Annotated in this window: 13 protein-coding genes and 1 pseudogene; 13 read left to right on the top strand and 1 reads right to left on the bottom strand. The window is 36.5% G+C overall.

All coding sequences use genetic code 11. From position 1 onward, the window contains the following. Positions 1 to 171 precede the first annotated feature (171 nt). From CXF85_RS05755 to CXF85_RS05720, 8 genes are all read left to right on the top strand, one after another. Positions 172 to 3,474: a ligand-binding sensor domain-containing protein gene (locus CXF85_RS05755; protein ID WP_101227569.1), complete on the top strand. Its 3,303-nt coding sequence runs from the start codon at positions 172 to 174 to the stop codon at positions 3,472 to 3,474. Between the two features lie 306 nt (positions 3,475 to 3,780). Then, a complete protein-coding gene (locus CXF85_RS05750; protein WP_232771088.1) occupies positions 3,781 to 7,107 on the top strand; it encodes a ligand-binding sensor domain-containing diguanylate cyclase in 3,327 nt (1,108 codons plus the stop codon). A gap of 491 nt (positions 7,108 to 7,598) precedes the next feature. Continuing rightward, on the top strand, positions 7,599 to 8,315 hold the full coding sequence (locus tag CXF85_RS05745; RefSeq protein ID WP_101227567.1) for an NYN domain-containing protein: 717 nt from the start codon (positions 7,599 to 7,601) through the stop codon (positions 8,313 to 8,315). Between the two features lie 33 nt (positions 8,316 to 8,348). Further along, entirely contained in the window at positions 8,349 to 8,984 is a 636-nt protein-coding gene (locus tag CXF85_RS05740; protein WP_101227566.1) for a nuclease-related domain-containing protein, read from the top strand. A gap of 181 nt (positions 8,985 to 9,165) precedes the next feature. Next, positions 9,166 to 12,630: a hypothetical protein gene (locus CXF85_RS05735; protein WP_101227565.1), complete on the top strand. Its 3,465-nt coding sequence runs from the start codon at positions 9,166 to 9,168 to the stop codon at positions 12,628 to 12,630. Continuing rightward, the gene (locus tag CXF85_RS05730) at positions 12,611 to 13,066 is read left to right on the top strand and encodes a response regulator (RefSeq protein ID WP_101227564.1); all 456 of its coding nucleotides are present in this window, start codon (positions 12,611 to 12,613) and stop codon (positions 13,064 to 13,066) included. The genes CXF85_RS05735 and CXF85_RS05730 overlap by 20 nt, the downstream gene beginning before the upstream one ends. Further along, positions 13,063 to 14,217: a response regulator gene (locus CXF85_RS05725; RefSeq protein WP_101227563.1), complete on the top strand. Its 1,155-nt coding sequence runs from the start codon at positions 13,063 to 13,065 to the stop codon at positions 14,215 to 14,217. Before CXF85_RS05730 ends, CXF85_RS05725 begins: the two co-directional genes overlap by 4 nt. A gap of 584 nt (positions 14,218 to 14,801) precedes the next feature. Further along, positions 14,802 to 16,619, top strand: a complete 1,818-nt coding sequence (locus CXF85_RS05720) for an ABC transporter ATP-binding protein/permease (protein ID WP_101227562.1) — start codon at positions 14,802 to 14,804, stop codon at positions 16,617 to 16,619. A 150-nt stretch (positions 16,620 to 16,769) separates the two neighbouring features. Here the strand turns inward: CXF85_RS05720 and yihA are convergent, their stop codons facing one another. After that, positions 16,770 to 17,435 carry a ribosome biogenesis GTP-binding protein YihA/YsxC gene (gene yihA / locus CXF85_RS05715; RefSeq protein WP_101227928.1) on the bottom strand — a complete coding sequence of 222 codons (666 nt, stop codon included), beginning with the start codon at positions 17,433 to 17,435 and terminating at the stop codon, positions 16,770 to 16,772. Positions 17,436 to 17,680: 245 nt separating this feature from the next. Between yihA and CXF85_RS23400 the strand changes: the two are divergent. The 5 genes and pseudogenes from CXF85_RS23400 to CXF85_RS05695 form a co-directional block, all read left to right on the top strand. Continuing rightward, positions 17,681 to 17,950, top strand: a pseudogene (locus CXF85_RS23400) (c-type cytochrome); the annotation flags it as partial. A 114-nt stretch (positions 17,951 to 18,064) separates the two neighbouring features. Beyond that, positions 18,065 to 18,634: a c-type cytochrome gene (locus CXF85_RS23395; RefSeq protein ID WP_442871864.1), complete on the top strand. Its 570-nt coding sequence runs from the start codon at positions 18,065 to 18,067 to the stop codon at positions 18,632 to 18,634. Positions 18,635 to 18,741: 107 nt separating this feature from the next. Beyond that, a complete protein-coding gene (locus tag CXF85_RS05705) occupies positions 18,742 to 19,377 on the top strand; it encodes a paraquat-inducible protein A (RefSeq protein WP_101227560.1) in 636 nt (211 codons plus the stop codon). A 1-nt stretch (position 19,378) separates the two neighbouring features. After that, complete coding sequence (locus CXF85_RS05700) at positions 19,379 to 19,984, top strand: paraquat-inducible protein A (protein ID WP_157829029.1); 606 nt, start codon at positions 19,379 to 19,381, stop codon at positions 19,982 to 19,984. An 87-nt stretch (positions 19,985 to 20,071) separates the two neighbouring features. Then, positions 20,072 to 23,179: a PqiB family protein gene (locus CXF85_RS05695; protein ID WP_101227558.1), complete on the top strand. Its 3,108-nt coding sequence runs from the start codon at positions 20,072 to 20,074 to the stop codon at positions 23,177 to 23,179. Positions 23,180 to 23,191 lie beyond the last annotated feature (12 nt).

Genomic DNA, 23,191 nt, shown 5'->3' with positions numbered 1-23,191 from the left:
AGTATTAACATCAGAAACACTAGGTGCTCAACGGCAAACAAAACCACAGACATGTAACCAACCCGTTACCAAGGCTGTTTTAAATTGTAATCTTGCCCTTATACATGGTCGAATTTTATGCTTAATAGGTTAAGATTAACGCAATAAATATATTTCTACGTTGATGATCTTTTGTTTAAAAAAATAACACTTACCTGCTCTCTTTTACTTCTAATATGTGTACTCTTCTATTCTTCAATAGCATCAGCGGTAGAGCCTTCTATTCGCTTTCAACACCTCACTATTGAAAATGGATTACCTCAGAATGCCATATACAGTGTTTTCCAAGATAGCACGGGTTTTTTGTGGTTAGGTACACAAGATGGGCTTGCTAGGTATGATGGTTATAACTTAAAAATTTTTCAGCACGAACTGAATAATGTTAATTCCCTATCCCATAATTACATTACAATAATTATAGAAGATCGCGACGGTAACCTTTGGCTTGGTACACGTGGCGGTGGCCTCAATTATTTTAATACCAAAAGCCAACAATTTACTCATTATAGTTTTCAGGCCAATAACGCTAATAGTTTAAGTCATAACGATGTATGGAGCATTATTGAAGATAACCAAGGTAATCTTTGGCTTGGCACCGATGGTGGTCTCAATCATTTTAACACCAAAACCCAGCAGTTCACCCGTTATCCACATCAGGTCAATAACCCAAACAGTTTAAGTCATAACGAAGTGAGAAGTATTGTAGAAGATAGCCAAGGTAATCTTTGGCTTGGTACACGTAAAGGTGGCCTCAATTATTTTAATACCAAAACCCAACAGTTCACTCATTACCGCCATCAGACTAATGACTCGAATAGTTTAAGTAATAACGGTATTCATGTCATCGTTGAAGATAGCCAAGGCAACCTTTGGATTGGTACCGAGGGTGGCCTTAATCATTTTAATACACAAAAAAAACAGTTTAGCCATTACCGTCATCAGGTCAATAACTCGAATAGTCTCAGTGATGACGTGATTTATAGCATTACAAAAGATAGCCAAGATAGCCTTTGGATCGGTACCGGGGGTGGTCTCAATCACTTTAATATCAAAAGCGAACAAGTGATCCGTTACCAAAATCAGAGTAATAACATACACAGTTTAAGTGATGATGTAGTTAATAGTATTATAGAAGGTAGCCACGGTAATCTGTGGGTTGGCACGGGTGCTGGCCTCAATCATTTTAATACCAAAAACGAACTATTTAACCATTATCATCATCAGGCCAATGACCCATATAGTTTAAGTGATGACGATGTTTGGAGTCTTACAGAAGACAGCCAAGGTGATGTTTGGGTTAGCACACGTAGTGGGGGTCTCAATCATTTTAATACCAAACAAAAACAATTTACTCATTACCGTCATCAAGCTGATAACCCGAATAGTTTAAACAGTGACAATATTCGAAGAGTTATAGAAGACAAGCAAGGTAACCTTTGGATTGCTACGGTGGGTGGTGGATTAAATCACTTTAATCGTAAAACACAAGAATTTAAACATTACCGTCATCTCATCAATGAGCCGAACAGTTTAAGCGATGATGTTGTCTGGAATATTTTAAAAGACAAGCAAAATAACCTGTGGCTTGCCACAAATAGTGGCCTTAATTATTTCAATACGAAAACACAACAGTTTACCCGTTATCGTCATCAGGCCAATGACCCAAATAGTTTAAGTCATGACAACCTTTTTACCATGGCCGAAGATAAGCAAGGTAACATTTGGATCGGAACTGATGGTGGTGGTCTGACTCATTTTAATACAAAAAAACAAATTTTCACTAACTACCTCCATCAAGAAGATGACCTCAATAGTTTAAGTAATAACACCGTGAATCATATTATGGAAGATAGCCACAGCAACCTATGGATTGGTACTTCTAGAGGGTTAAACTTATTTAATACCAAGACAAAAAAATTCAAACGCTACAATACAGAAAATGGTTTACTGAACAATATTGCTTATAGTATTGAAGAAGATAACCAAGGATATATATGGATAAGCACTAATCAGGGCTTAACACGCATGGACCCTAAAACAGAAACGTTTAGCCATTATGATGTAGGTGATGGCCTGCAAAGTAATGAGTTTAACTCTACCGCTTCTTTTAAAAGTAAAACAGGTGAGTTGTTTTTTGGTGGTATTAAAGGTTTTAACCGATTCTTTCCCGAGAAAATAATCGATGACATCCAACCTCCAACTGTAGTTATAACAGATATGCTGTTATTAAATAAATCTGTGCCTATTATTTCAATCGACAAACCAATCACTGAAAAAAACACTCACTTTAGTTTAACGCAAGCGATCCATCTTACCGAAGCTATAACATTGACCCATAAAGACAATATTATTGCCTTTGAATTTTCGGCATTACATTTTAGTAACGCTAAAAAGAATCAATTTGCTTATCAGTTAGTCGGTTGGGATGAAAATTGGGTACACACCGACTATAAAAACCGTAGAGCGACTTACACTAATCTGCCTCACGGCGAGTACACTTTTAGAGTGAAAGCGAGCAATGCTGACGGTTACTGGAATAAAGATGGAACGTCATTACATATTACGATATTACCTCCACCGTGGAAAACATGGTGGGCATATACTTTGTTTGGGCTTTTTTTACTGAGCTTAGTGCTTGCCTTTATTAATTCACAACGAAAAAAAGTGATTTTTGAGCGACACCTCAATACGCAACTAGAAAATAAAGTGGCGGAGCGTACCGCCGAATTACAGTCTACTAATACTCAATTAGAAGAATTAAGTTTAACAGATCAGCTTACAGGTCTAAGAAATAGACGTTATTTACAAAATAATTTACAAAGCGACCTAGATCTTATCTTACGGATGAACTCACCTAGCAAGTTTAATCACTTGGATAAAAGGACAAATGAGTCAGATCTTATTTTCTTTTTAATCGATTTAGATCACTTTAAGCAAGTTAATGATATTCATGGTCATAGTGCTGGTGATGCGGTATTAATTCAAATTCAATCGATATTAGAACAAGTATTTAGAAAAAGTGACCATTTAGTAAGATGGGGCGGAGAGGAGTTTTTAGTCGTCGCTCGATTTTCAAATCGTGACTATGCACCTAAACTCGCTGAAAAATTAAGACGTACTGTTGAAGCGCATGATTTTGATATTGGTCAAGGCGAGATCCTAAAGAAAACCTGCTCAATAGGATTTGCTTGCTTTCCTTTTGTATTAGATAAGCCTGAATGTTTAGCGTGGGAACAAGTTATAGATATAGCTGACCATTGCATGTATGCCGCTAAAAAATCGAAGAGAAATTCATGGGTAGGATTGAATAATATTGATTGTAGTGAAGACAATCTATTTTCAAATATCACCGGAAAAACTCAAGACTTAATTGAGTTAAAAAAATTAGCCGTAGAAAGTTCGATAACAGATAAATCACGACTGAAGTGGGACTAATTTATCTGTTATAGGCTCATTATATATCTCAGTAATGAGATACTCCCCTGCTAACAAGAGAAAATAGGCGAATAGATCAAATCGCACCACAACGTTTTCGCTCTCAAAAAGTAAGTGAATGTAAGCCTATAACTCAGACTGTAAACACTGTAACCCACCCGTTAATGAAGCTGTTCTAATTTGTAATTTCGGCCTGAATTATGCTCTAAATACAATCTCATAAGTTACACTCAATGTAATAAATATTTTCTCCGTTGATGATGGCTTTTCCAAAAAATGAATCGAGTTATTTCTCTTACAATCCTAATGTTGATGCTAACTTATTCTTCTCTAGTTAGCGCGCAAGCCCCTTCAATTCGTTTTAAACATTTCACTATTGAAGATGGCTTACCTCAAAATTCTGTGCACTATATGCTGCAAGATAGCACCGGTTTCTTATGGTGGGGAACACAGGATGGACTGATCAGATATGATGGTTATAGCTTAAAGATTTTTCAAAAAAAGATGAATAACAGCAGTTCACTCTCCCATAATTACATTTCAATTATTACCGAGGATAGAGAAGGAAATCTTTGGATTGGCACTCGTGGTGGTGGACTTAATTATTTTAATACAAAAAACGAACAGTTTACCCATTACCGCCCTGACACCAATAATCCTAACAGTATAAGTAATACCGATGTCAGGAGCATTATAGAAGATAGCCAAGGTAACCTGTGGATAGGTACCGATGGGGGCCTGAATTACTTTAATAAAGAAACGAAACAGTTTACCCATTATCGCCATCAGAAAAATTATGCTAATAGTTTAAGTGATGACCAAGTTAGATCTATTGTAGAAGACGATCAAGGTAATCTTTGGATCGGTACGCTTGACGCAGGCCTTAATCATTTTAATACAAAAACTAAAAAATTTACTCATTACCGTCATCAGGCCAACGACCAAAATAGTTTAAGTAACGACACTGTTCATAGCATTGTAGAAGATAGTCACAATAACCTTTGGCTTGGTACCCAGGGTGGTCTTAATCATTTTAATACAAAAACTAAGCAGTTTAGTCATTACCATCATCAGGCCAACGACCCAAATAGTTTAAGTAGTGATATTATTTATACCATTACAGATGATAAGCAAGGCAATCTATGGGTTGGCACAAGAAATTCCGGTCTCAACTATTTTAATACAACAAATAAAAAGTTTACCCATTACCGCCATAATAAAAGTGATCCCAGCAGTTTAAGTGATAACGAAATAAATAGCATTATCGAAGACAGCAACGGCAATCTTTGGATTGGCACTGCTGGTGGTCTCAGTTATTTTAATACAAAAAAAATAGTGTTTAATCATTATCGTCATCAGGTCAATAACGCTAATAGTTTAACGTCTAACGATATCTGGAGCATGATAGAGGATAGCAAAGGTAACGTCTGGGTGGGAACTGACGACGGTGGTCTCAACCACTTTGATTCAAAAAAGCTACAATTTAGTCATTACCACCATCAGCGAAGTAACCCAAATAGTTTACGTAATAATAATGTTAGAAGCATTATGGAAGACAACCAAGGTAACCTTTGGACTGGCTCATATATTGGTTTCAGTCACTTTAATACAAAAAATAAAACATTTACCCATTATCGCCACCAAGCGGATGAGCCGAATAGTATAAGTAACGATACTGTATGGAGCATTATTCAAAACAGTAAAGATAATCTATGGATTGGCACAAATAATGGTCTTAATCATTTCAATCCAAAAAGTAAAAAATTTACCCGATACCATCACCAAGCTAATAATCCAAACAGTTTAAGTCATGATATTGTTTACACCATTTTAGAAGATAACCAAAATAACCTTTGGCTTGGAACACGTGGTGGTCTCAATCATTTTAATACAAAAACCCAACAGTTTACCCATTACCTGCACGAAGCTGATGACCCGAATAGCTTAAGTCATGACATTGTTTACGATATTTTAGAAAGCAGCCAAGGTGACCTTTGGGTTAGTACCGCTATGGGGCTAAATAGGTTTAATACTAAAACAAAAAAATTCACAAATTACAGTACTAAACATGGCTTAGCTAACAATGTTGTTTATAAAATTGAAGAAGATAATCAAGGCTTTATATGGCTAAGTACTAACCAGGGATTATCACGCATGGACCCCATAGCAGAAACGTTTAAGAATTATGATGTTGGTGATGGCCTGCAAAGTAACGAGTTTAACTTTGGTGCTTCATTTAAAAGTAAAACAGGCGAATTGTTTTTTGGCGGAATTAATGGCTTTAACCGATTTTTCCCTGAAAATATAACCGATGATATTAAACCACCTAAGGTCATTATCGCTGATATGCTGCTGGTAAATAAATCAGTGCTAATCATTCCAATTGACCAACAAGCAATCAAAAGTCAAACGGAAAGCGCTGTAACCCAAAATAGTACGGCCTTTAGCTTAAAACAAGCGATCCATCACACCGAATCCATTACATTGACCCATAGAGACAATGTTATTGCTTTTGAGTTTTCAGCATTACATTTTACTAACGCTAAAAAGAATCAATTTGCCTATCAGTTAGTCGGTTGGGATGAAAACTGGGTCCACACAGACTATAAAAACCGTAGAGCGAACTATACCAACCTTCCTAACGGTGATTATACCTTTAAGGTAAAAGCGAGCAATGCTGATGGTTACTGGAATGAAGCCGGCACGTCATTAAAGATTACTGTATTACCCCCCTATTGGAAAACCTGGTGGGCATATACCTTGTACGGACTTTTCTTACTGAGTTTAGTTTGGGCATTTATGCGTTCTCAACAGAAAAAAGTACTTTTAGCACATCAACTTAATGCGCAATTAGAGAGTAAAGTTGTAGCGCGAACAGTGGAATTACAGTCATCTAATGAGAATTTAGCGGCGGTAAATAATCAACTAGAAAAAGTAAACGCTCAACTAGAAGAAATCAGTTTAACAGACCAATTAACCGGTTTGAGAAATAGACATTTTTTAGTCCATAATTTACAAAACGATATCAACCTTATTTTACGACAAAACAGTAAAACTAAGAGCCTCAACATTGCGGAAAGACGGAGCGACTCCGACCTTATTTTCTTTTTAATCGATTTAGATTATTTTAAACAAGTGAATGACGTTTATGGTCATAGCGCCGGTGATGCCGTGCTAATTCAAATTAAAGACATTCTGGCAAGTGTATTTCGGACAACAGATTACTTAGTGCGATGGGGCGGCGAAGAGTTCCTTGTCATTGCGCGTTTTACCGATAGAAATAGTGCTTCAGAGCTTGCAGAAAGATTACGTAACGGCGTTGAGCAACATAGCTTTGATATAGGGCAAGGCAACGTTATATCAAAAACATGCTCAATCGGTTATGCCAGTTATCCATTTTTGCTAGAGCAGCCTGAGTGTTTAGATTGGGAGCATGTTGTAGACATAGCAGATCATTGTTTATATGCCGCTAAAAAATCCAATAGAAATGCATGGGTTGGCTTGAGTAATATTAACTGTAGTGAAAAGCACCTATTTACAAACATCACAGAAAAGACGCAAAGCTTAATTGATGTAAAACAATTATCCGTAGAGAGCTCGATAAAAAATAAATCACTGCTGAAGTGGGACTAATTTATCTGTGGTTCTTCACAAAGTGCTAGAAAATAATGTCGGCAAGCCGAATTGGAGACATTAGACAAAATTTATTTTCCATATATTTTCTAATGAATCACTTGTGCCATGTTACTAGAACACCTCAGTAACAAAGACCTTAAAACAGTTACATCTAATGCGTATTCAATCTTTTCATATTCTAGTAAATTAACGCCATTGAAATAGTGATAGTTAGTAGTTATTTAACGAACATCATGAATAATTATTATGGGTGGCCTAATAACTCTCTGGCATTATATCTGGAGAACTTTCTTTGAAGTTGAAATTTAGCTATTGCCCATCTGTTTTCTTCATAATTTTTTGTTGTGAAGGCTTTGTTAATAAGCCTAGTAAAGTTATTTTAAAACAACAAATCCTTACATATCCCCATGAAAAACATTGCTATTCTATATAAATATGGCATAAATGTACCATTATGGAATAGTCCACACGTTTAAAGGGAATTACGTTTGAAAGATAAGGAAAAAATCGCATTATTTATCGATGCGGATAATGCGCCAGCATCTAAAATAGATATCATCTTATCTGAACTAGCACGCTATGGTGTTGTTAACATTCGTAGAGCCTACGGTAACTGGAAAAGCCCGTGCATTAAGCCTTGGGAAGACGTTCTCCACGAATACGCTATCCAACCAATTCAACAATTTGACTTAACTAAAGGCAAGAATGCCACTGATATAGCACTAGTTATAGACGCTATGGATATCCTCTACACGAAGGATGTTGATACTATTTGCCTCGTTTCATCTGATTGTGATTTCACCCCACTCGTCACCCGTGCGCTAGCTGACGGAAAAACAGTACTAGGCTTTGGTGAACGAAAAGCGCCTTCAGCTTTTGTGAATAGCTGTTCTAAATTTCTGTTTCTTGATGAAGTTGACACTAAAGATAAACCTATACCAATCCAAACTCCTAGCATTAAAAGTGATACTAAATTAATGAATTTACTTAGGCAGGCAATCTCCGCAGTTGAAGAAGATGACGGCTGGGCAAGATTAGGGCCCGTGGGTACACACATCGCCAACCATGCTTCATTCGACCAACGTAATTACGGCTTTAAGAAACTAAGTGAGTTATTTTCAGCAATAGACTTATTTGAAATGAAGAAAACCAACGGTTCAGTGTTTTGGGTTAGAGACAAGAAAAAGAGCAAAGCTGCGGCTTAAGACCGTTATTAAATGGAAGCAAGGACAAATTAAATGGACTTATCAATATACCTTAATATGCTACTTAGTAGCATTTGGTATCTTATCCCGCTGTTTATATTCGCATCTGTCATTAAATCAGCTTGGTTTAAAGGTGTGCTTGGCGAGTGGCAGGTTAACTTACTTATCAAATTCTTCTTAGATAAGAATGAATACCACCTCATCAAGAATGTAACCCTACCTACGAATGACGGCACTACCCAAATAGATCATATTATCGTATCAAAATATGGAATTTTCGTGGTTGAAACCAAGAACATGAAAGGTTGGATATTTGGTAGCGAAAATCAAAAACAGTGGGCACAAAAAATATTTAAAAACACATCTAAATTTCAAAACCCATTGCACCAAAACTATAAACATGTCAAAACGTTAGAATCTTGTTTGAACATAAAGAATGAGACCATTTTTTCAGTCATTATCTTTATTGGTGATAGTACCTTTAAAACCAAAATGCCTGATAACGTGCGTTTTGCACGAGGTGGTATTGAATATATCAAAGATAAAAAAGGCATATTTTTTAATAACCAAGAAGTCATTCGTATTATCGGTCAAATAGAAAGTGGACGATTAGCCCGAGGTTTCAAAACCAACCACCAACACGTTAAGCATGTAAAAAGGTTTAATTAAATAATTTAGTTTGCACAATACGACCGTTAAAATCCATTTCCCCTAGCGAATCATCAAATTTTTTATGAACTGACTAGAGGGGATTTAATAAAGAATAATAGCTAGTACATTGTTAATATTCTGGTTTACTTAATACTATTTTGCATTCTTAGTACATTACTGACTAAAGGGGAATCAATTGGTGAGAAAGAAGAAGAAAGGAACTAGCTTAACTTCTAAAAAGAATTCAGCGTTGCTGATTTATAAAAAGTTGATTTATGGGATGGATATTGTGCCTAATGAATTACTCTATCAAATAATAGAGCACATTAGAGAGAACTCCATAAATGAGATACAGGCCGTTCATTTATACCGAGATATGCTTCAAACAGAGTCATTCTATAAAGCAGTTAAAGCATCAATAATCAACCCTAGTTTAGATATTAGAAGTATACCTTTGGGGTATAACTCTAGTTCAACTATAGATGATAACTTAAGCTGGATTTTTGCTACGTTAACTTGCTTTTCTCAAGAGCTATCATTCTTTATTCACATAAAAATTGATATTGAAAATGCAATCTTAAAAGGTAATTTCGAAGAAGCGCATCATTTACTTGATAACCTGAAAGTAAACTGTGGAGAAAGTCTTTGGGGAGTATCAACCAGATTATCTTGCTACTTTTTTGAGGATAGAGATAGTGAGATATTAAAATTTAGAAGTGATTTACCTGATGATATTAACACTACTTCCAGCACTAGTATATTATTTGAAGTAGCTAAATCAAGGACTTCCACGACCTATCAATACTACTTATCTTCTTTAAGTCGGCAGAGAGAAGATCTCAGAGCTGAAGGTTTATCAGCCTATGAAGACTTAATTAAATTTAGATATAATTTTGAGCCATCTGAAAATTATAACGACTATAGGGTATTCATCGGAGGATATGCAAATTCAAGGCTGTGTGATTTGTATTCTTTTTTTCTTCGAACTCTTCGTTATTGTTACATAAACCAGATTAACTTAGATAAAACCTTGAAAGAAATTAGAAGATCTGATTCTAAATTTAATGATTATGAATTAACTTTAGCATTAGGGAAATTTGATCAACTCAACAATACTAATGAAAAACTAAATAGTATTACTATTGATAATACAGTTTCAGAAATTTTCGATGCATATATTGCAGAGAATTTTGATGAAGTAATTCGTTTAGCAAATATAGCGCTTACCGAAAGACCTTCCCTTTCGATTATCTATGAGATAGTTGCAAAGTCAATTAATTACACATCTGAAAAGCTAGAGGTCACAGGTCCATTAAGTGATATTATTGAATGTATATCTAATCTTTACAATAAATATGGGATTCATTACAACGTAAAAAAACTTAGTAAAATATTCTTGAACCTTAAACAATGTGATTGGGCATATCATTTGAAAGCACAAGTTTATAAGTATGAAATAAGTGACAGAAAAGGAATTTCAAAACAATATAATTTTGCAGATATGGTACAAGTAAACCTTAACCCGTTTGATTTAGACAATATAACGAAGTTATTGAATACCCCAGAACTAAAAAAAGAACTATTTGAATACTATGGTGAATATAGTTTCATTAATGAGTCCTTAAAGGTTAATGCTGATAATTTGGCTATCTCCAAAAATATTCCTATATGGCGCTTTTTGAAGTTAAAAGCTGATTATGCATTTCATAACTGTCAATATGAGGAATCAACCGAGCTTTATAATAAACTTTTAGCTATTGACTGCCCTCATTTCTGTTCTCACGAAGTTCAGTCAAGATTAATAGAGTCTTATTTTTTGAATTCTGAATATGACTTAGTAATAAACAAATTATCAGAAGTACTTCTAGCTGGCTTTGAGCCATCACTCTTTCCATTGAAAGAAGTGTCAAAGTACATAATATTTAATATTAAGTATAATACAGACATTAAGCTTTTAGAGGCCTGCGCCGTTATATTACATTACTATAACACGGAGTTTTCAGAAGATGATATCTCTCAGGAAATATCAAATATATCAGAGAACCTTATTAGAGTTTTAGGTTTTGATAGTTTAGATAGTTTAGAGAAATTGACTATCAATGACTGGCCTGTACAGCCTCTGATTTTAACTCATGTATTAACCATAGATGTTTTAGATGGGTTTATTAGGTTGTTTGATGACGATATAGATGTATATATTGCCAGAATAAAAATATGCAGTAACTTACTACGGGATCTTGATAGCGAGGAACAATCAACTCTATACAGATATATTCTTAATGAATATAACTCAGCATTCAATAGGATGGTTTTATATGTTTGTTCTTCCGATGAGATTGAAGGAAGAATCCAAGTTGATAAAGAGTCTTTAAAGGTACTGTTATTAGATGAGCTAGATTCTGATTATTCCTTATTAAAGGATATGGACATTTTAGAGGAAGACTTTAAGAGAATAGCTTTAGCTGACCATAAAAACGTAGTTACAATTTCTGGTAGTAAATTCCATCTCAAGTTAACTGACATGATAGCTAAAATATTTAAAGAATACACAGTGAATAAACTCTTTGGTTTAGATAATAGCTTAAATGTAGGCTTCCGCCATGGCGAAATTGTTAATCATTTTTGGGCACCTCTTAAATCAAATAAAATAGCAGGCAGGAAATTAGAAGATGGCACCTTTAACGTAGAGGCGATTTTTGAAGATTACAAATTGTATGACCACGAAGTTTTGAACAATATAAAAAACTCCTATTCTAGTTTTTTGAAAGATATAGATCAGACTCTTATTGGTTTCAGAAACCTTTGCCATGTCGATTCAGGGGAAGATGTTACTAATGTGGAAAGATTATTTGGGTATCCCATTAAAACAAAGCTATTAGATTTTGTAGTTGAACTCTACAAAGAAGGAGCCTCTCTACAACAAATAATTGAAGAAGTGTTTGATATGTTAGATGACAAAACAGATCTTATACTTTCTAAAATCAAAAACAAAAACCTTCCTGAATTTAGAAACATTTTATTAGAAAAATTCGCTAACTTTATTGATAACATGGAGTTTGTTCCTAGAAATTTTGAGAAAAAAATTAATCTTGCCAAAGCCCAATGTGAAGATAGATTCGATAAACTAGATAATTGGTTTGCTTGGTCAGGTGATCCAAAAAGCCCATTTGTATTAGGAGCTGCCAACCACAAAGCTAAAGAATTAGTGTCCTCATTATATCCAACAATTAAAATTGATTATGAAATAATTGATACAGCGACATTCATTATAAGTAGTCCATATTTTACTTCTTTTGCCACATTATTTTCACTAATACAAGAAAACTCAGTTAAACATTGTGGTTATGACGAGCACTTAAGTATCACTGAAAGCTTCCTAGGTAACGGTGATAAATTTTACATTAAATATTCTAATGATGTTCACCCTTCGAAAGTATGTGCCTTGAAAGCAAAAATAGAAGAAATTAATGAAAACTTAGCTGGCAATATAATTGATAAAGCAGCTAAAGACACAGGTAGTGGAATATATAAAATAAAAAGTATTCTCGACAACCGTATTAAGCTTAGAAATCAAATGCATGTACTATTAGAGAATAATAGATTTAACATCGTAATAGAAATTTTTGATATAGAGAAAATAAAATATGAAGATCTTAATAGCTGATGATTCTGAAGAAAAAATTGATGAGCTTACAGAGTTTTTTAATAGTAAGAAATATGGGGTTGAGATAGGGGTAAGTGGCTCTTTTAAAGAGACCGTTTCTAAGGTAGAAAGTGAAACGTATGATTTAGTGATGCTAGACATGACAATGCCCACCAGTAGTAGTAAATTAAAAAGCAAAAAGACTAAGCGCTCATTAGCTGGGAAAGACGTATTAGCGACACTTAACTATCACAGTATATCTCCACCTAAATGTATAATTTTTTCCCAATTCAGTGAATTTGGTAGGCATGATGACATTATGTCTCTAAGCGAAATTTATGATGATTTATTTGATACATATTCTAACTTTCTTTGTGGATATGTAATCTATGATAGTACCTCTGACCTTTGGAAGGACTCTTTAACAAAGCTTATAAAGGAAGTATTTGAAATATGATCTTAATTTTAATTGTTGAAGATAATGACGATAAAGCTGATATGGCATTAAGTGTCGCTTTAGAGTGTGGAATAGATAAAAACCAAGTAAAAAGAGTAATATCTGTTAGTGATGCCCTTGAAGAAATGATGCTTATTCAATATGACATTGTTGTGTTAGACATGAACCTCCCAATAAGGAACAAAGGTAAATCGAAGCCTGATTCCGGCATAACAATCTTAAATGAAATTGAAAATGATAATCTTCAAGTTCCTAAGAGTATTATAGGAGTTACAGCCTATAACGAATTGAAAGATCAATATTCGGCTAAATTCAAATCATTTGATTTTAACTTATACAGCAGTGCCTCTTCAGACGACTGGGAGTTAGCATTAGAAGGAAAGATTAACTGGTTAAAAAGGTCAAACAAATCTTCAAAGAGAACGTCTGGAAAGAAAGTAATTATAACAGTACATGGCATAAGCACGGCAGGTAAGTGGCAGGACAAACTTGAAGATTCCCTCCCAAATAATGACCCTGATATCGTATGCAGAAAATTTGAATACTTTCACATATCTGCATTAAAACTTATGTCGAATAAGCAGAAAGATAAAATATATCAATCTTTTTCAATGGAACTTGATGCACTGTTTTTAGCTTTTCCAGATAGCGATTTTTATTTTTTTAGCCATAGTTTTGGAACCTATCTTCTAGGTAATAAGCTCAGAACCATGAGCCTTGAGAACTCACCTCGCATTCGCTCTGTTGTATTAGCTGGTAGTGTGCTTAAAAGGAACTTCCCTTGGTGCGAAGTAAAAAGGAATCTAAATATTGGTTTAATTGTGAATGACTGCGGAATTAAAGATAAAGCTTTGCTTTTCTCAGAATTGTTTACACCTAAACTAGGTATGGCAGGTAGAACAGGATTTTATACATTTGAATCAGAATCTGTTATTAACAGGTTTCATATAGGCGGCCATTCATTTTTTGAAGAATCACCTACCTTTTACAATACATACTGGTTACCCATCTTGGATGAATTAACGGTTGTAAAAGCTCCAAAAATAAATAAGGGTATATTCAGTGAATTAAAAGAGAACCTATTCAACAATATCAAATTTTATTTCTGGGGAGGTATATTAGCTTTAGCCTCATCTATATTTGCTTTTTAATTAACAAATAATACAAATCCTATTTGAATATTATGTAAAAAATCTCATTTTCTGTCGCTGATCCCATTATTTATGTCGTTCCACACAACCACCAATGATCCAATAATGATCTAAATCAAATAAAAAGAGTAACTACTCTATAAATGACTTTACTTATATAGAGTCGTTGCTCTATAATCACTTTGTTCTTAAGCGAACACTTATTGTAATAATTTTTTTGTAGCTTCCCCATAAGCTTATGCCGATGTAATTCTTCACTATTTATTAGTGTTGAAGTATCATCGGTTTTTTTATGCCTGAAATTCAGTGATAACCTCTCAGCTTTATCCTTATGCCTTTACATCACAAGCCTTTAATTGTGTCCTTCCCTACTGATTCCTTTCAGCATTGCCGTTAATAAAGTACTACTCTCTTATCTTTTTAGCGCTGATTTTTTACTCTTTGCGCGTTATTTGTTCGTTAAGATCCTCAACTTTAGATCATGTTAGCTAGTTCAACGGTAATGAAAAGCGTAGACTACGGGCAATAACTCACCTGCTAGTCGCTTGACCCATATTATAACTAGCTAAAGAATAAGGGATCTTATGTCGGAACAATCCTCAACCGACTCACTTACCAAAACCGCTTTAGACCAAGATAAACAACCAAAAAAAGTTGCCATACTCTTTGAGCTAATTCAGTTTATTCGCCCTTATAAAGGTCACGTATTAGCTGCTTTCATAGCGCTAATTTTTACCGCTGCGGTAATGTTATCTGTTGGTCAGGGGGTTAGAATGCTTATTGATGAGGGTTTTGCCCAACAATCAATTGAGCAGTTACAACACGCGGTGTTATTTATACTGGCCATTACCGTATTAATTGCCGGGGGAACATTTGCCCGATTTTACTTGGTGTCTTGGTTAGGAGAACGCGTCAGTGCAGATATTCGCTTGGCCGTTTTTAATCATGTAATAACTTTGCATCCCAGCTATTTTGAAACCAATGGTAGTGGCGATATTATGTCGCGTATCACCACCGATACCACCTTGCTACAGAGTATTATTGGCTCTTCATTTTCTATGGCAATTCGCAGCTTATTAATGCTTATTGGCGCATTAGTTATGCTATTCGCCACTAATATTAAACTCACGTTGGTCGTTTTAATATCAGTGCCTTTTATCTTGGTGCCTATATTATTTTATGGTCGTAAGGTAAGAAAACTATCACGTAAAAGCCAAGACTCTATGGCCGATGTGGGCAGTTATGCTGGTGAAGCCATTGAGCATATAAAAACAGTGCAAAGTTATACCCACGAACCACATGAAAGACTCGCCTTTGGTGAGGAAGTTGAAAAATCATTTAATATTGGTCGCAATCGTATAATGCAGCGTGCCACTTTAATAGCTGGCGTTATTATTATTGTTTTTGGCGCCATAACCGGCATGTTGTGGGTCGGCGGTAGCGATGTAATTCAAGGTAAGATGAGCGGCGGTGATTTAGGCGCTTTTGTATTTTATGCCATTTTAGTGGCTTCTTCTTTAGCAACAATTTCAGAAGTATTAGGTGAATTACAGCGCGCTGCCGGTGCTACCGAAAGATTAGTTGAGATTTTACAGGTTGAAAGCCATATTCGTCCTCCTGTTGAAAATACCATTTCAGCTAAAGATCTCAACGCACAAATAGCGTTTGAAGCGGTAAGTTTTAACTACCCTTCTCGACCGGATCAAGCGGCAACAAAAATGCTTAACTTAGTAGCTGAACAAGGCAAGGTATTAGCGTTAGTGGGTCCGTCTGGCGCAGGGAAAACAACGTTATTTGAATTACTACAACGTTTTTATGATCCTCAATCTGGCCGTATTACTCTAGGCGGTACAGATATACGTCAACTTGATCCTAAAGATCTTCGTCAACAAATGGCCTTAGTACCACAACAACCGGCGTTATTTAGTAGTGATGTCTTTCATAATATCCGTTATGGCAGACCTGAAGCTACTGATGAAGAGGTCATTTCAGCGGCTAAAAAAGCCCATGCTCATGAGTTTATAAGTCAATTACCTGAAGGCTATAATAGCTTTTTAGGTGAGCGTGGTGTTCGTCTTTCTGGCGGTCAACGCCAACGTATCGCCATTGCTAGAGCGATATTAAAAGACCCGCATATTTTGTTATTAGATGAAGCAACCAGTGCTCTTGATAGTGAGAGTGAGCATCATGTACAACAGGCGTTAGAAGAATTAATGCGTGGTCGCACTACCATTATAATCGCGCACCGACTATCAACCATACAACATGCGGATCACATTGCGGTATTAGATCAAGGCAACATAATCGAAATGGGCGATCACCAATCGTTATTGCAGAACTGCGAGTTGTATCAACGCTTAGTGGAATTACAGTTCAAAAAGCTAAGCGAGTATCACGGGTAATTATTTAACTTAATAATTACCAAAAAACAGGCACAAAAAAGGGAGAATAGCGTAATGCTTTCTCCCGTTTTTAAAGTAGGGTGTTATTGCTGCACTTTCATATCACATTGTGCTGCTCTTACTTTATAACAACCTTACTTTGCGATAATACTACTCTTCTTCAGTAAACTCATCTGAGTCATCTGTATCAGGTAGCACATACTCTTCTGCTTCTTGTTCAAGCCACTCACAAATTACCGCATCAGCTTGTTCTTTACCGGTATATTTAAGCGAAGAAAAAGCCTGCACTTTAATATTGGCATTTAATGGCTCTAACGCTTTTTTCACAGCAAGTACTTCAGAGCTGCGTTTACCTTGTGATAATTTGTCACACTTAGTTAATAAAGCTAATACAGGTAAGTCGCTATCTGCGGCCCATTGTATTAAATCCATGTCTAAGTCTTTTAACGGATGACGAATATCCATTAAAACAACTAAACCTTTTAAACACTGGCGCTTTTCTAAATATTCACCCAGTGCTTTTTGCCATTTTTTCTTCATTGCTAATGGCACTTGGGCAAAACCATAACCCGGTAAATCTATAAGGCGTCGATTCTCTGCTACTTCAAATACATTGATAAGCTGAGTACGACCTGGAGTTTTACTAATGCGCGCTAAACCACGTTGATTGGTTAGCGTATTCAAAGCGCTTGATTTACCTGCATTAGAGCGCCCTGCAAAAGCAACTTCAATACCAGAATCAGCTGGTAAACGACGGATATCTGGGGCGCTGATGGTAAAGGCGGCTTTAGTTAAATGTATCTTTGTAGAAGACAAGGGCTTCACTCGTTTAAAATTTTCGCCATTATAGCGTTTTTCTTTCACTTTTATTATTAAAAAAATGCATAAAACAGTGAAATTACGGTTTTTTTTGTTCGATTTTTACTTATCCACTATTACACGGCGCTAATATTCGTGTAAAATGCCGACACATCCATCATACTTTTTTATCATTTTTTAATTAGATAGCGATTATATTAATCAAATAGCTACGTAATTAATGACAAGCAGAGAGCAACTCAATGAAAAAAATTATCTTTTCGCTATTTGTAGCTTTAAGTTCAGTAAGTGCTGTACAAGCCGCAGATGCAAACGCAGGTAAAGAAAAAGCGGGTACTTGTAGCGCCTGTCACGGTCCAACTGGTGTTAGTGCAAGCCCAATGTTTCCTAACCTTGCTGGTCAAAATGATGCTTATATCATCAAGCAATTAAAAGATTTTAAATCAGGTGCTCGTACTGATGCCATGATGGCGCCAATGGCAGCCAACTTGTCTGAAGCAGATATGGCTGATTTAGCGGCTCATTTCTCAGGCTTACCAAGTGCAATCGAACAAGCTGCAGCGTCAGCAACTTCAGGTTCAAGCACAGATGCAGCGACAACAACTGCAGTAGCAGGTAATGTTGAAATTCTTTCTTCTACGCCAGCAGCAGCAATTTACAAAGGTAATGTAGCCGCAGGTAAAAGCAAAGCGATGGTTTGTGCTGCTTGTCACGGCGCTGACGGTAACAGCTTAGTACCTATGTACCCAAGCCTTGCTGGTCAAAGTGCTAACTACCTTGCTAAGCAATTAGCTGATTTCAAATCTGCTGAACGTAAAGACCCATTAATGGCCGGTATGGTTGCAGCACTAACTGAAGAAGACATGCACGATTTAGCAGCATTCTTTGCAGTGCAAAGCACTAACGCTGGTACTGGCGAGTCAAATGAAGCAGGCCATAAATTATACTTAGGCGGCGATGCTGCTAAAGGTGTTACTGCTTGTATCGCTTGTCATGGTGTAAACGGTAAAGGCATGAAGCAAGCTGGCTTCCCAAGCATTACTGGTCAAAGCCAAACTTACTTGAAAAAGCAACTTGCTAGCTTCCGTGATGGAAGTCGTGGTAATGACAACAACGGTATTATGCGTAATATCGCGATTAAATTGTCAGATGCCGATATTGAAGCTGTTTCTCAATACATCACGTCATTAAAATAATAATGATGTGGTTGCTTCATTAATAAGTTTCTAAAAGCAGCGTTTATCGCTGCTTTTTTTTCATTGTACTTTTGCAAAATCAGCAGGTAAATGGATAAAATAGCTAAATGAACAACAAAATTAATACCGCCTTATTTGTCGCTTGTCAGCAATGTGATGCGCTCTATGACAAGCCACAATTAAAACAGGGACAACTGGCCAAATGTAATCGTTGTGGCAGCATGTTAATAGAGCGAAAAGTCGACTCTATTGAACGTAGCTTTAACTGGTCTCTTGCTGGCTTAATGCTAATGCTGCCCGCAATTTTGTTACCTATTATGGGTGTTACCTTGGCAGGTCAATTTCATCAAGCTTCTTTATTTGATTGTATTTTAGTATTGATTGATCGTGGTTTCTTTATGATCGCCTGTTTGGTTTTCCTCTTCGCTATTGCCGTACCTATTGTTCGACTTTCTGGCGCTTTATACCTATCTTACTGTTTTAAATTTAATAAATTAAAACCGTCGCTGTTAAACTTCTTTCGCGCTTATCATCATCTTGACCACTGGGCTATGCTCAATGTCTTTATGCTGGGTATTGTCGTGTCTATGTACAAGTTAATTGATGATACTGAGCTATCAGTTAATCTGGGCCTACTGGCTTTTATTTTTTGGTTAATTTGCTCGACAATGTCAGCAGTCGCACTCGACCAAGATTATATTTGGGACAAGCTAGAAAAAGCTTTTGCTAAGGATGAAGCATAAGATGAACACAGCTAAACAACTCGGCCTAGCTTTATGCCCTAAATGCCGAAAACTCAATAGTTTGGTTACAGAGCCAGTGCAGTGCAGCCGTTGTAATGGTCTTTTTTATCAACGTAAACGCAACAGTTTACAGTATACTTTGGCTTGGAATTTTGCCGCTTTACTCGCTTTTATTCCAGCAAATCTTTACCCTATAATGATTGTCTATCAATTGGGTATTGGTGATGAAGCAACTATATTGTCTGGTATTGGTGAATTTATTGACCATGGTTTATACCCCATTGCGGTTATTATTTTTACCGCCAGTATCATAGTACCTTTACTAAAAATTATTGGCTTATTTGTGCTAGTTTATAAAGTACATACTGGCATACGTTTAAAACCAGACAAGCATAGTAAGTTTTACCATATGCTTGAGTTTCTAGGTCCATGGTCAATGCTTGATGTATTTGTTGTAGCGTTAATGGTAACCGTGGTTGAACTTGGCTTTGTTACCTCAGTAGCCGCAGGCCCCGCGATAAATTACTTCACCATCACGGTAATTTTCACCATGTTTGCAGCCAACAGTTTTGACCCACGTTTATTGTGGGATAAAAAAGCTGAATAAGAAGATAGCCACACAAGCATCATGACAATTGCCCGATAATTTACCAGACCAGCTATCAGGCACTTTATTAGAAGAAAAGGAATATAAATGACCGATAAAACAAATATTGCTGCCTCTGAGCAAAATAAAAAAATCAACAATCGTGCTGAAGTTGTGCCGCGTCAGGGTATCTCTATTATTTGGTTTGTGCCTTTTATCGCCTTAATTTTTGGCTTATGGTTAACAGTAAAAGTGGTTTCTGAACAAGGTACCTTTATCACCATAGAGTTTGATAATGGCTCGGGTATAGTGCCCAATAAAACAGAAGTACGCTATAAAGGTTTAGTGACTGGCTTGGTTAAAAAAGTCGTGCCATCTGATGACTTACAGAGCGTTATTGCCGAAGTAGAAATTTCTAAAGATTTTACCGATTACCTCACTGAAAACACCCGTTTTTGGTTGGTTAGTGCTGATATTTCTCTGCAAGGGATCTCAGGATTAGACACGCTTATTTCAGGTAGTTATATTACGATTCTGCCGGATACCAATAAGGATGCCGACAGTCAAAGTAACTTTATCGCCTTAACTGAAGCGCCGACATTAGATATGTCGACTCCTGGTTTACACCTCACATTACATACCGATGTATTAGGCTCTATCAGTGAAAACGCCCCCATTAGTTTCAAGCAGATACCTATTGGTTATGTTACGGGTTATCACTACATAGAAAGTAGTAAAAAAATTGCCATTAATATTTACATCCGTCCTGAATTTGCCCACTTAGTAAAAGAGAATTCATTATTTTATAATACCAGTGGCGTGCAAGTAACGGCTTCGCTTTCTGGTGGAGTAAAAGTTAATACCGATTCATTGGCTGCGATTATAGCAGGCGGTATATCAGTAGATACCTTAGCGTATCAAACAGAATTAGCACCGGCTAAAAACGGTCAAACGTATGCTTTGCATGCTGACTTTCAAGCCGCTGAAATGGGTCATGAAGTTGAGCTAACGCTAGAGTGGAATTCGGGTATAGATCACAATGCCGCTATTTTATATCAAGGCTTAACCATTGGTGTCATTGAGTCATTTAGCAAAATAGACCCCGTTAGTCGAAAAATTACCGCAACCGCTAAAGTTAACCCGCGTGTGGTACCTTATCTAACAGATCAATCGCAGTTTTATATCGTGTCACCGCAAATTAACCTTTCTGGTTTGTCTAATGCTAAGACGTTACTCACGGGTAGTTATATTAGTATTCGGCCATCTTTAGCTGGTAACGCCAGCAATAAATTTAACGTATTTAGTAGCAAGCCTCCTTATAAATACACCGAGCCTGGTTTGCACTTAATGTTAACAAGTAGCGACCGTAGTTCATTGCAAGTTGGCAGTAATGTTTATTACAAACAACAAGTCGTTGGCAATATCCAAGCGATTGAAACGACTGCGCCAGAGCGTCATTTAATACATATTCATGTACAACCAAAATTCAGCCATTATGTGAATAATAGTAGCCGTTTTTACAATAATTCCGGTGTCAAAATATCTGCTAGTTTGCTGGGTGTCGATATTCAAGCGCAGTCATTACAGAGTATTTTAACCGGTGGCATTGCTTTTATTAGCCAAGATAGTACCCAAGAATCACAAAAGAAATTGATTCAAAATGGCGATAGCTTCTTACTCTATGCGAATAACAATCTAGCCAAGCAAAAGGTTAATTTCACCCTAAATATTGCCGCGAGTGAACACGTAAGTAACGATACGCGTGTGTTATATCGCGGTGTTGAAATTGGTGCGGTTCATCAAGTGAATATTCAAGGTGATTACCAGCAACTACAGTTAGGATTATTGCCTAAATATCAGCATATATTAAAAGCTAACACCCAGTTTTACTTAGTTAAACCAAGTTTAAGTCTTTCTGGTGCTAGTGATACCGATGCTTTATTTGGCGGTACTTATATCACCTTTAATCTTGGACAAGGTGAAGCTAAAACTGACTTTACTTTGTTTAACCAACCGCCAGTAAAGCTTGCCAGCGCTCCTGGCTTACAGCTGACTTTAACCACTGAGCACGCCAATGTGGCCACACCGGGTAGCGCTATTAGTTACCGTGGCATCACTATTGGGCAAGTCGACAATGTTAGCTTAAATAAAACCGATGACGATATTAAAGTCAGTATCACCATTGACGAAGAGCACCAAGATTTATTAAAAAGTACTAGCCGTTTTTACAATGCTGGTGGCGTTAGTATCTCAGGAGGTTTAAGTGACTTTGTGGTAAAAACTGAATCCCTTGATGCCATTTTACGCGGCGGTATTAGTTTTTATAATCCAGAGTCATCGCTAACAAGCTCAAAAATAACAAGCAAAGAAGTCGATGAGCTGTCTAATTTCACCTTATTTAATCATGCAGAACACGCAAAGAATGCGGGACAAACGATTAGTATCCAATTTAATGATATCACTGGATTAAAGGTAGATACCAAAGTCATTTATCAAGAGCAAACCCTCGGCACAGTTGAGCGTTTACTTTTCAGTGAAGATAAAGTCGGCGTAACCGCTCTAGTATTATTAAACGATTTAGGTAGCCAATACGCACGCCAAGGAACAAAGTTTTGGAAAATAGAGCCTGAAATTGGTTTAGTGGGTTCTAAAAATGTTGCCGCTTTACTTGATGGTGCATTTATTGGTTTACTCCCGTCACATAATGTAAAAGCTAAGCCGATAAGTGAATTTACAGCCCTTGAGTTGGCTCCTACGGTTGAGCGATTGGCTTATGGCTTAAATATTAAATTAACGGCGGATCGTCTTGGCTCGGTACGGGTAGGTAATCCGGTATTGTATCGTCAAATTAAGGTCGGTAGAGTTATTGGACACGATTTATCGCCTACCGCTGATCAGGTAAATATTTTTATCAATATAGCCAAACGTTACGCCCCCTTGGTTAATGGCCAAAGTCAGTTTTGGAATACCAGTGGTATCAAAATTGAAGCCAGTATTTTCTCTGGCGTTAATATTGACTCTGAATCGATAGAAACTCTGATTGCTGGTGGTATTGCCTTTGCAACGCCTTCAGTTGATGAAGATGATGCTAAAGCGCTTGAAGAAGCGTCACCATCCCTACCGGTAAGCTTTGTTTTACATCAAGATGTCGATAAAGATTGGTTAGAGTGGCAACCTAAGATAGCTATTAACAATCAAAATTCTTCAGTTGAGTAATTACGTTAATTA

Origin of the sequence: Colwellia sp. 75C3 (genome assembly GCF_002836255.1) — a bacterium.
Classification (GTDB): Bacteria; Pseudomonadota; Gammaproteobacteria; order Enterobacterales; family Alteromonadaceae; genus Colwellia.
This window is presented reverse-complemented; position numbering and strand designations above follow the sequence as displayed.

Excerpts from the sequence above, each read along its gene's own strand:
- CXF85_RS05750 (WP_232771088.1), top strand. The coding sequence starts at position 3,781 with ATGTTGATGCTAACTTATTCTTCTCTAGTTAGCGCGCAAGCCCCTTCA.
- CXF85_RS05740 (WP_101227566.1), top strand. The coding sequence starts at position 8,349 with ATGGACTTATCAATATACCTTAATATGCTACTTAGTAGCATTTGGTAT.
- CXF85_RS05730 (WP_101227564.1), top strand. The coding sequence starts at position 12,611 with ATGAAGATCTTAATAGCTGATGATTCTGAAGAAAAAATTGATGAGCTT.
- CXF85_RS05725 (WP_101227563.1), top strand. The coding sequence starts at position 13,063 with ATGATCTTAATTTTAATTGTTGAAGATAATGACGATAAAGCTGATATG.
- CXF85_RS05720 (WP_101227562.1), top strand. The coding sequence starts at position 14,802 with ATGTCGGAACAATCCTCAACCGACTCACTTACCAAAACCGCTTTAGAC.
- CXF85_RS05705 (WP_101227560.1), top strand. The coding sequence starts at position 18,742 with ATGAACAACAAAATTAATACCGCCTTATTTGTCGCTTGTCAGCAATGT.
- CXF85_RS05700 (WP_157829029.1), top strand. The coding sequence starts at position 19,379 with ATGAACACAGCTAAACAACTCGGCCTAGCTTTATGCCCTAAATGCCGA.
- CXF85_RS05695 (WP_101227558.1), top strand. The coding sequence starts at position 20,072 with ATGACCGATAAAACAAATATTGCTGCCTCTGAGCAAAATAAAAAAATC.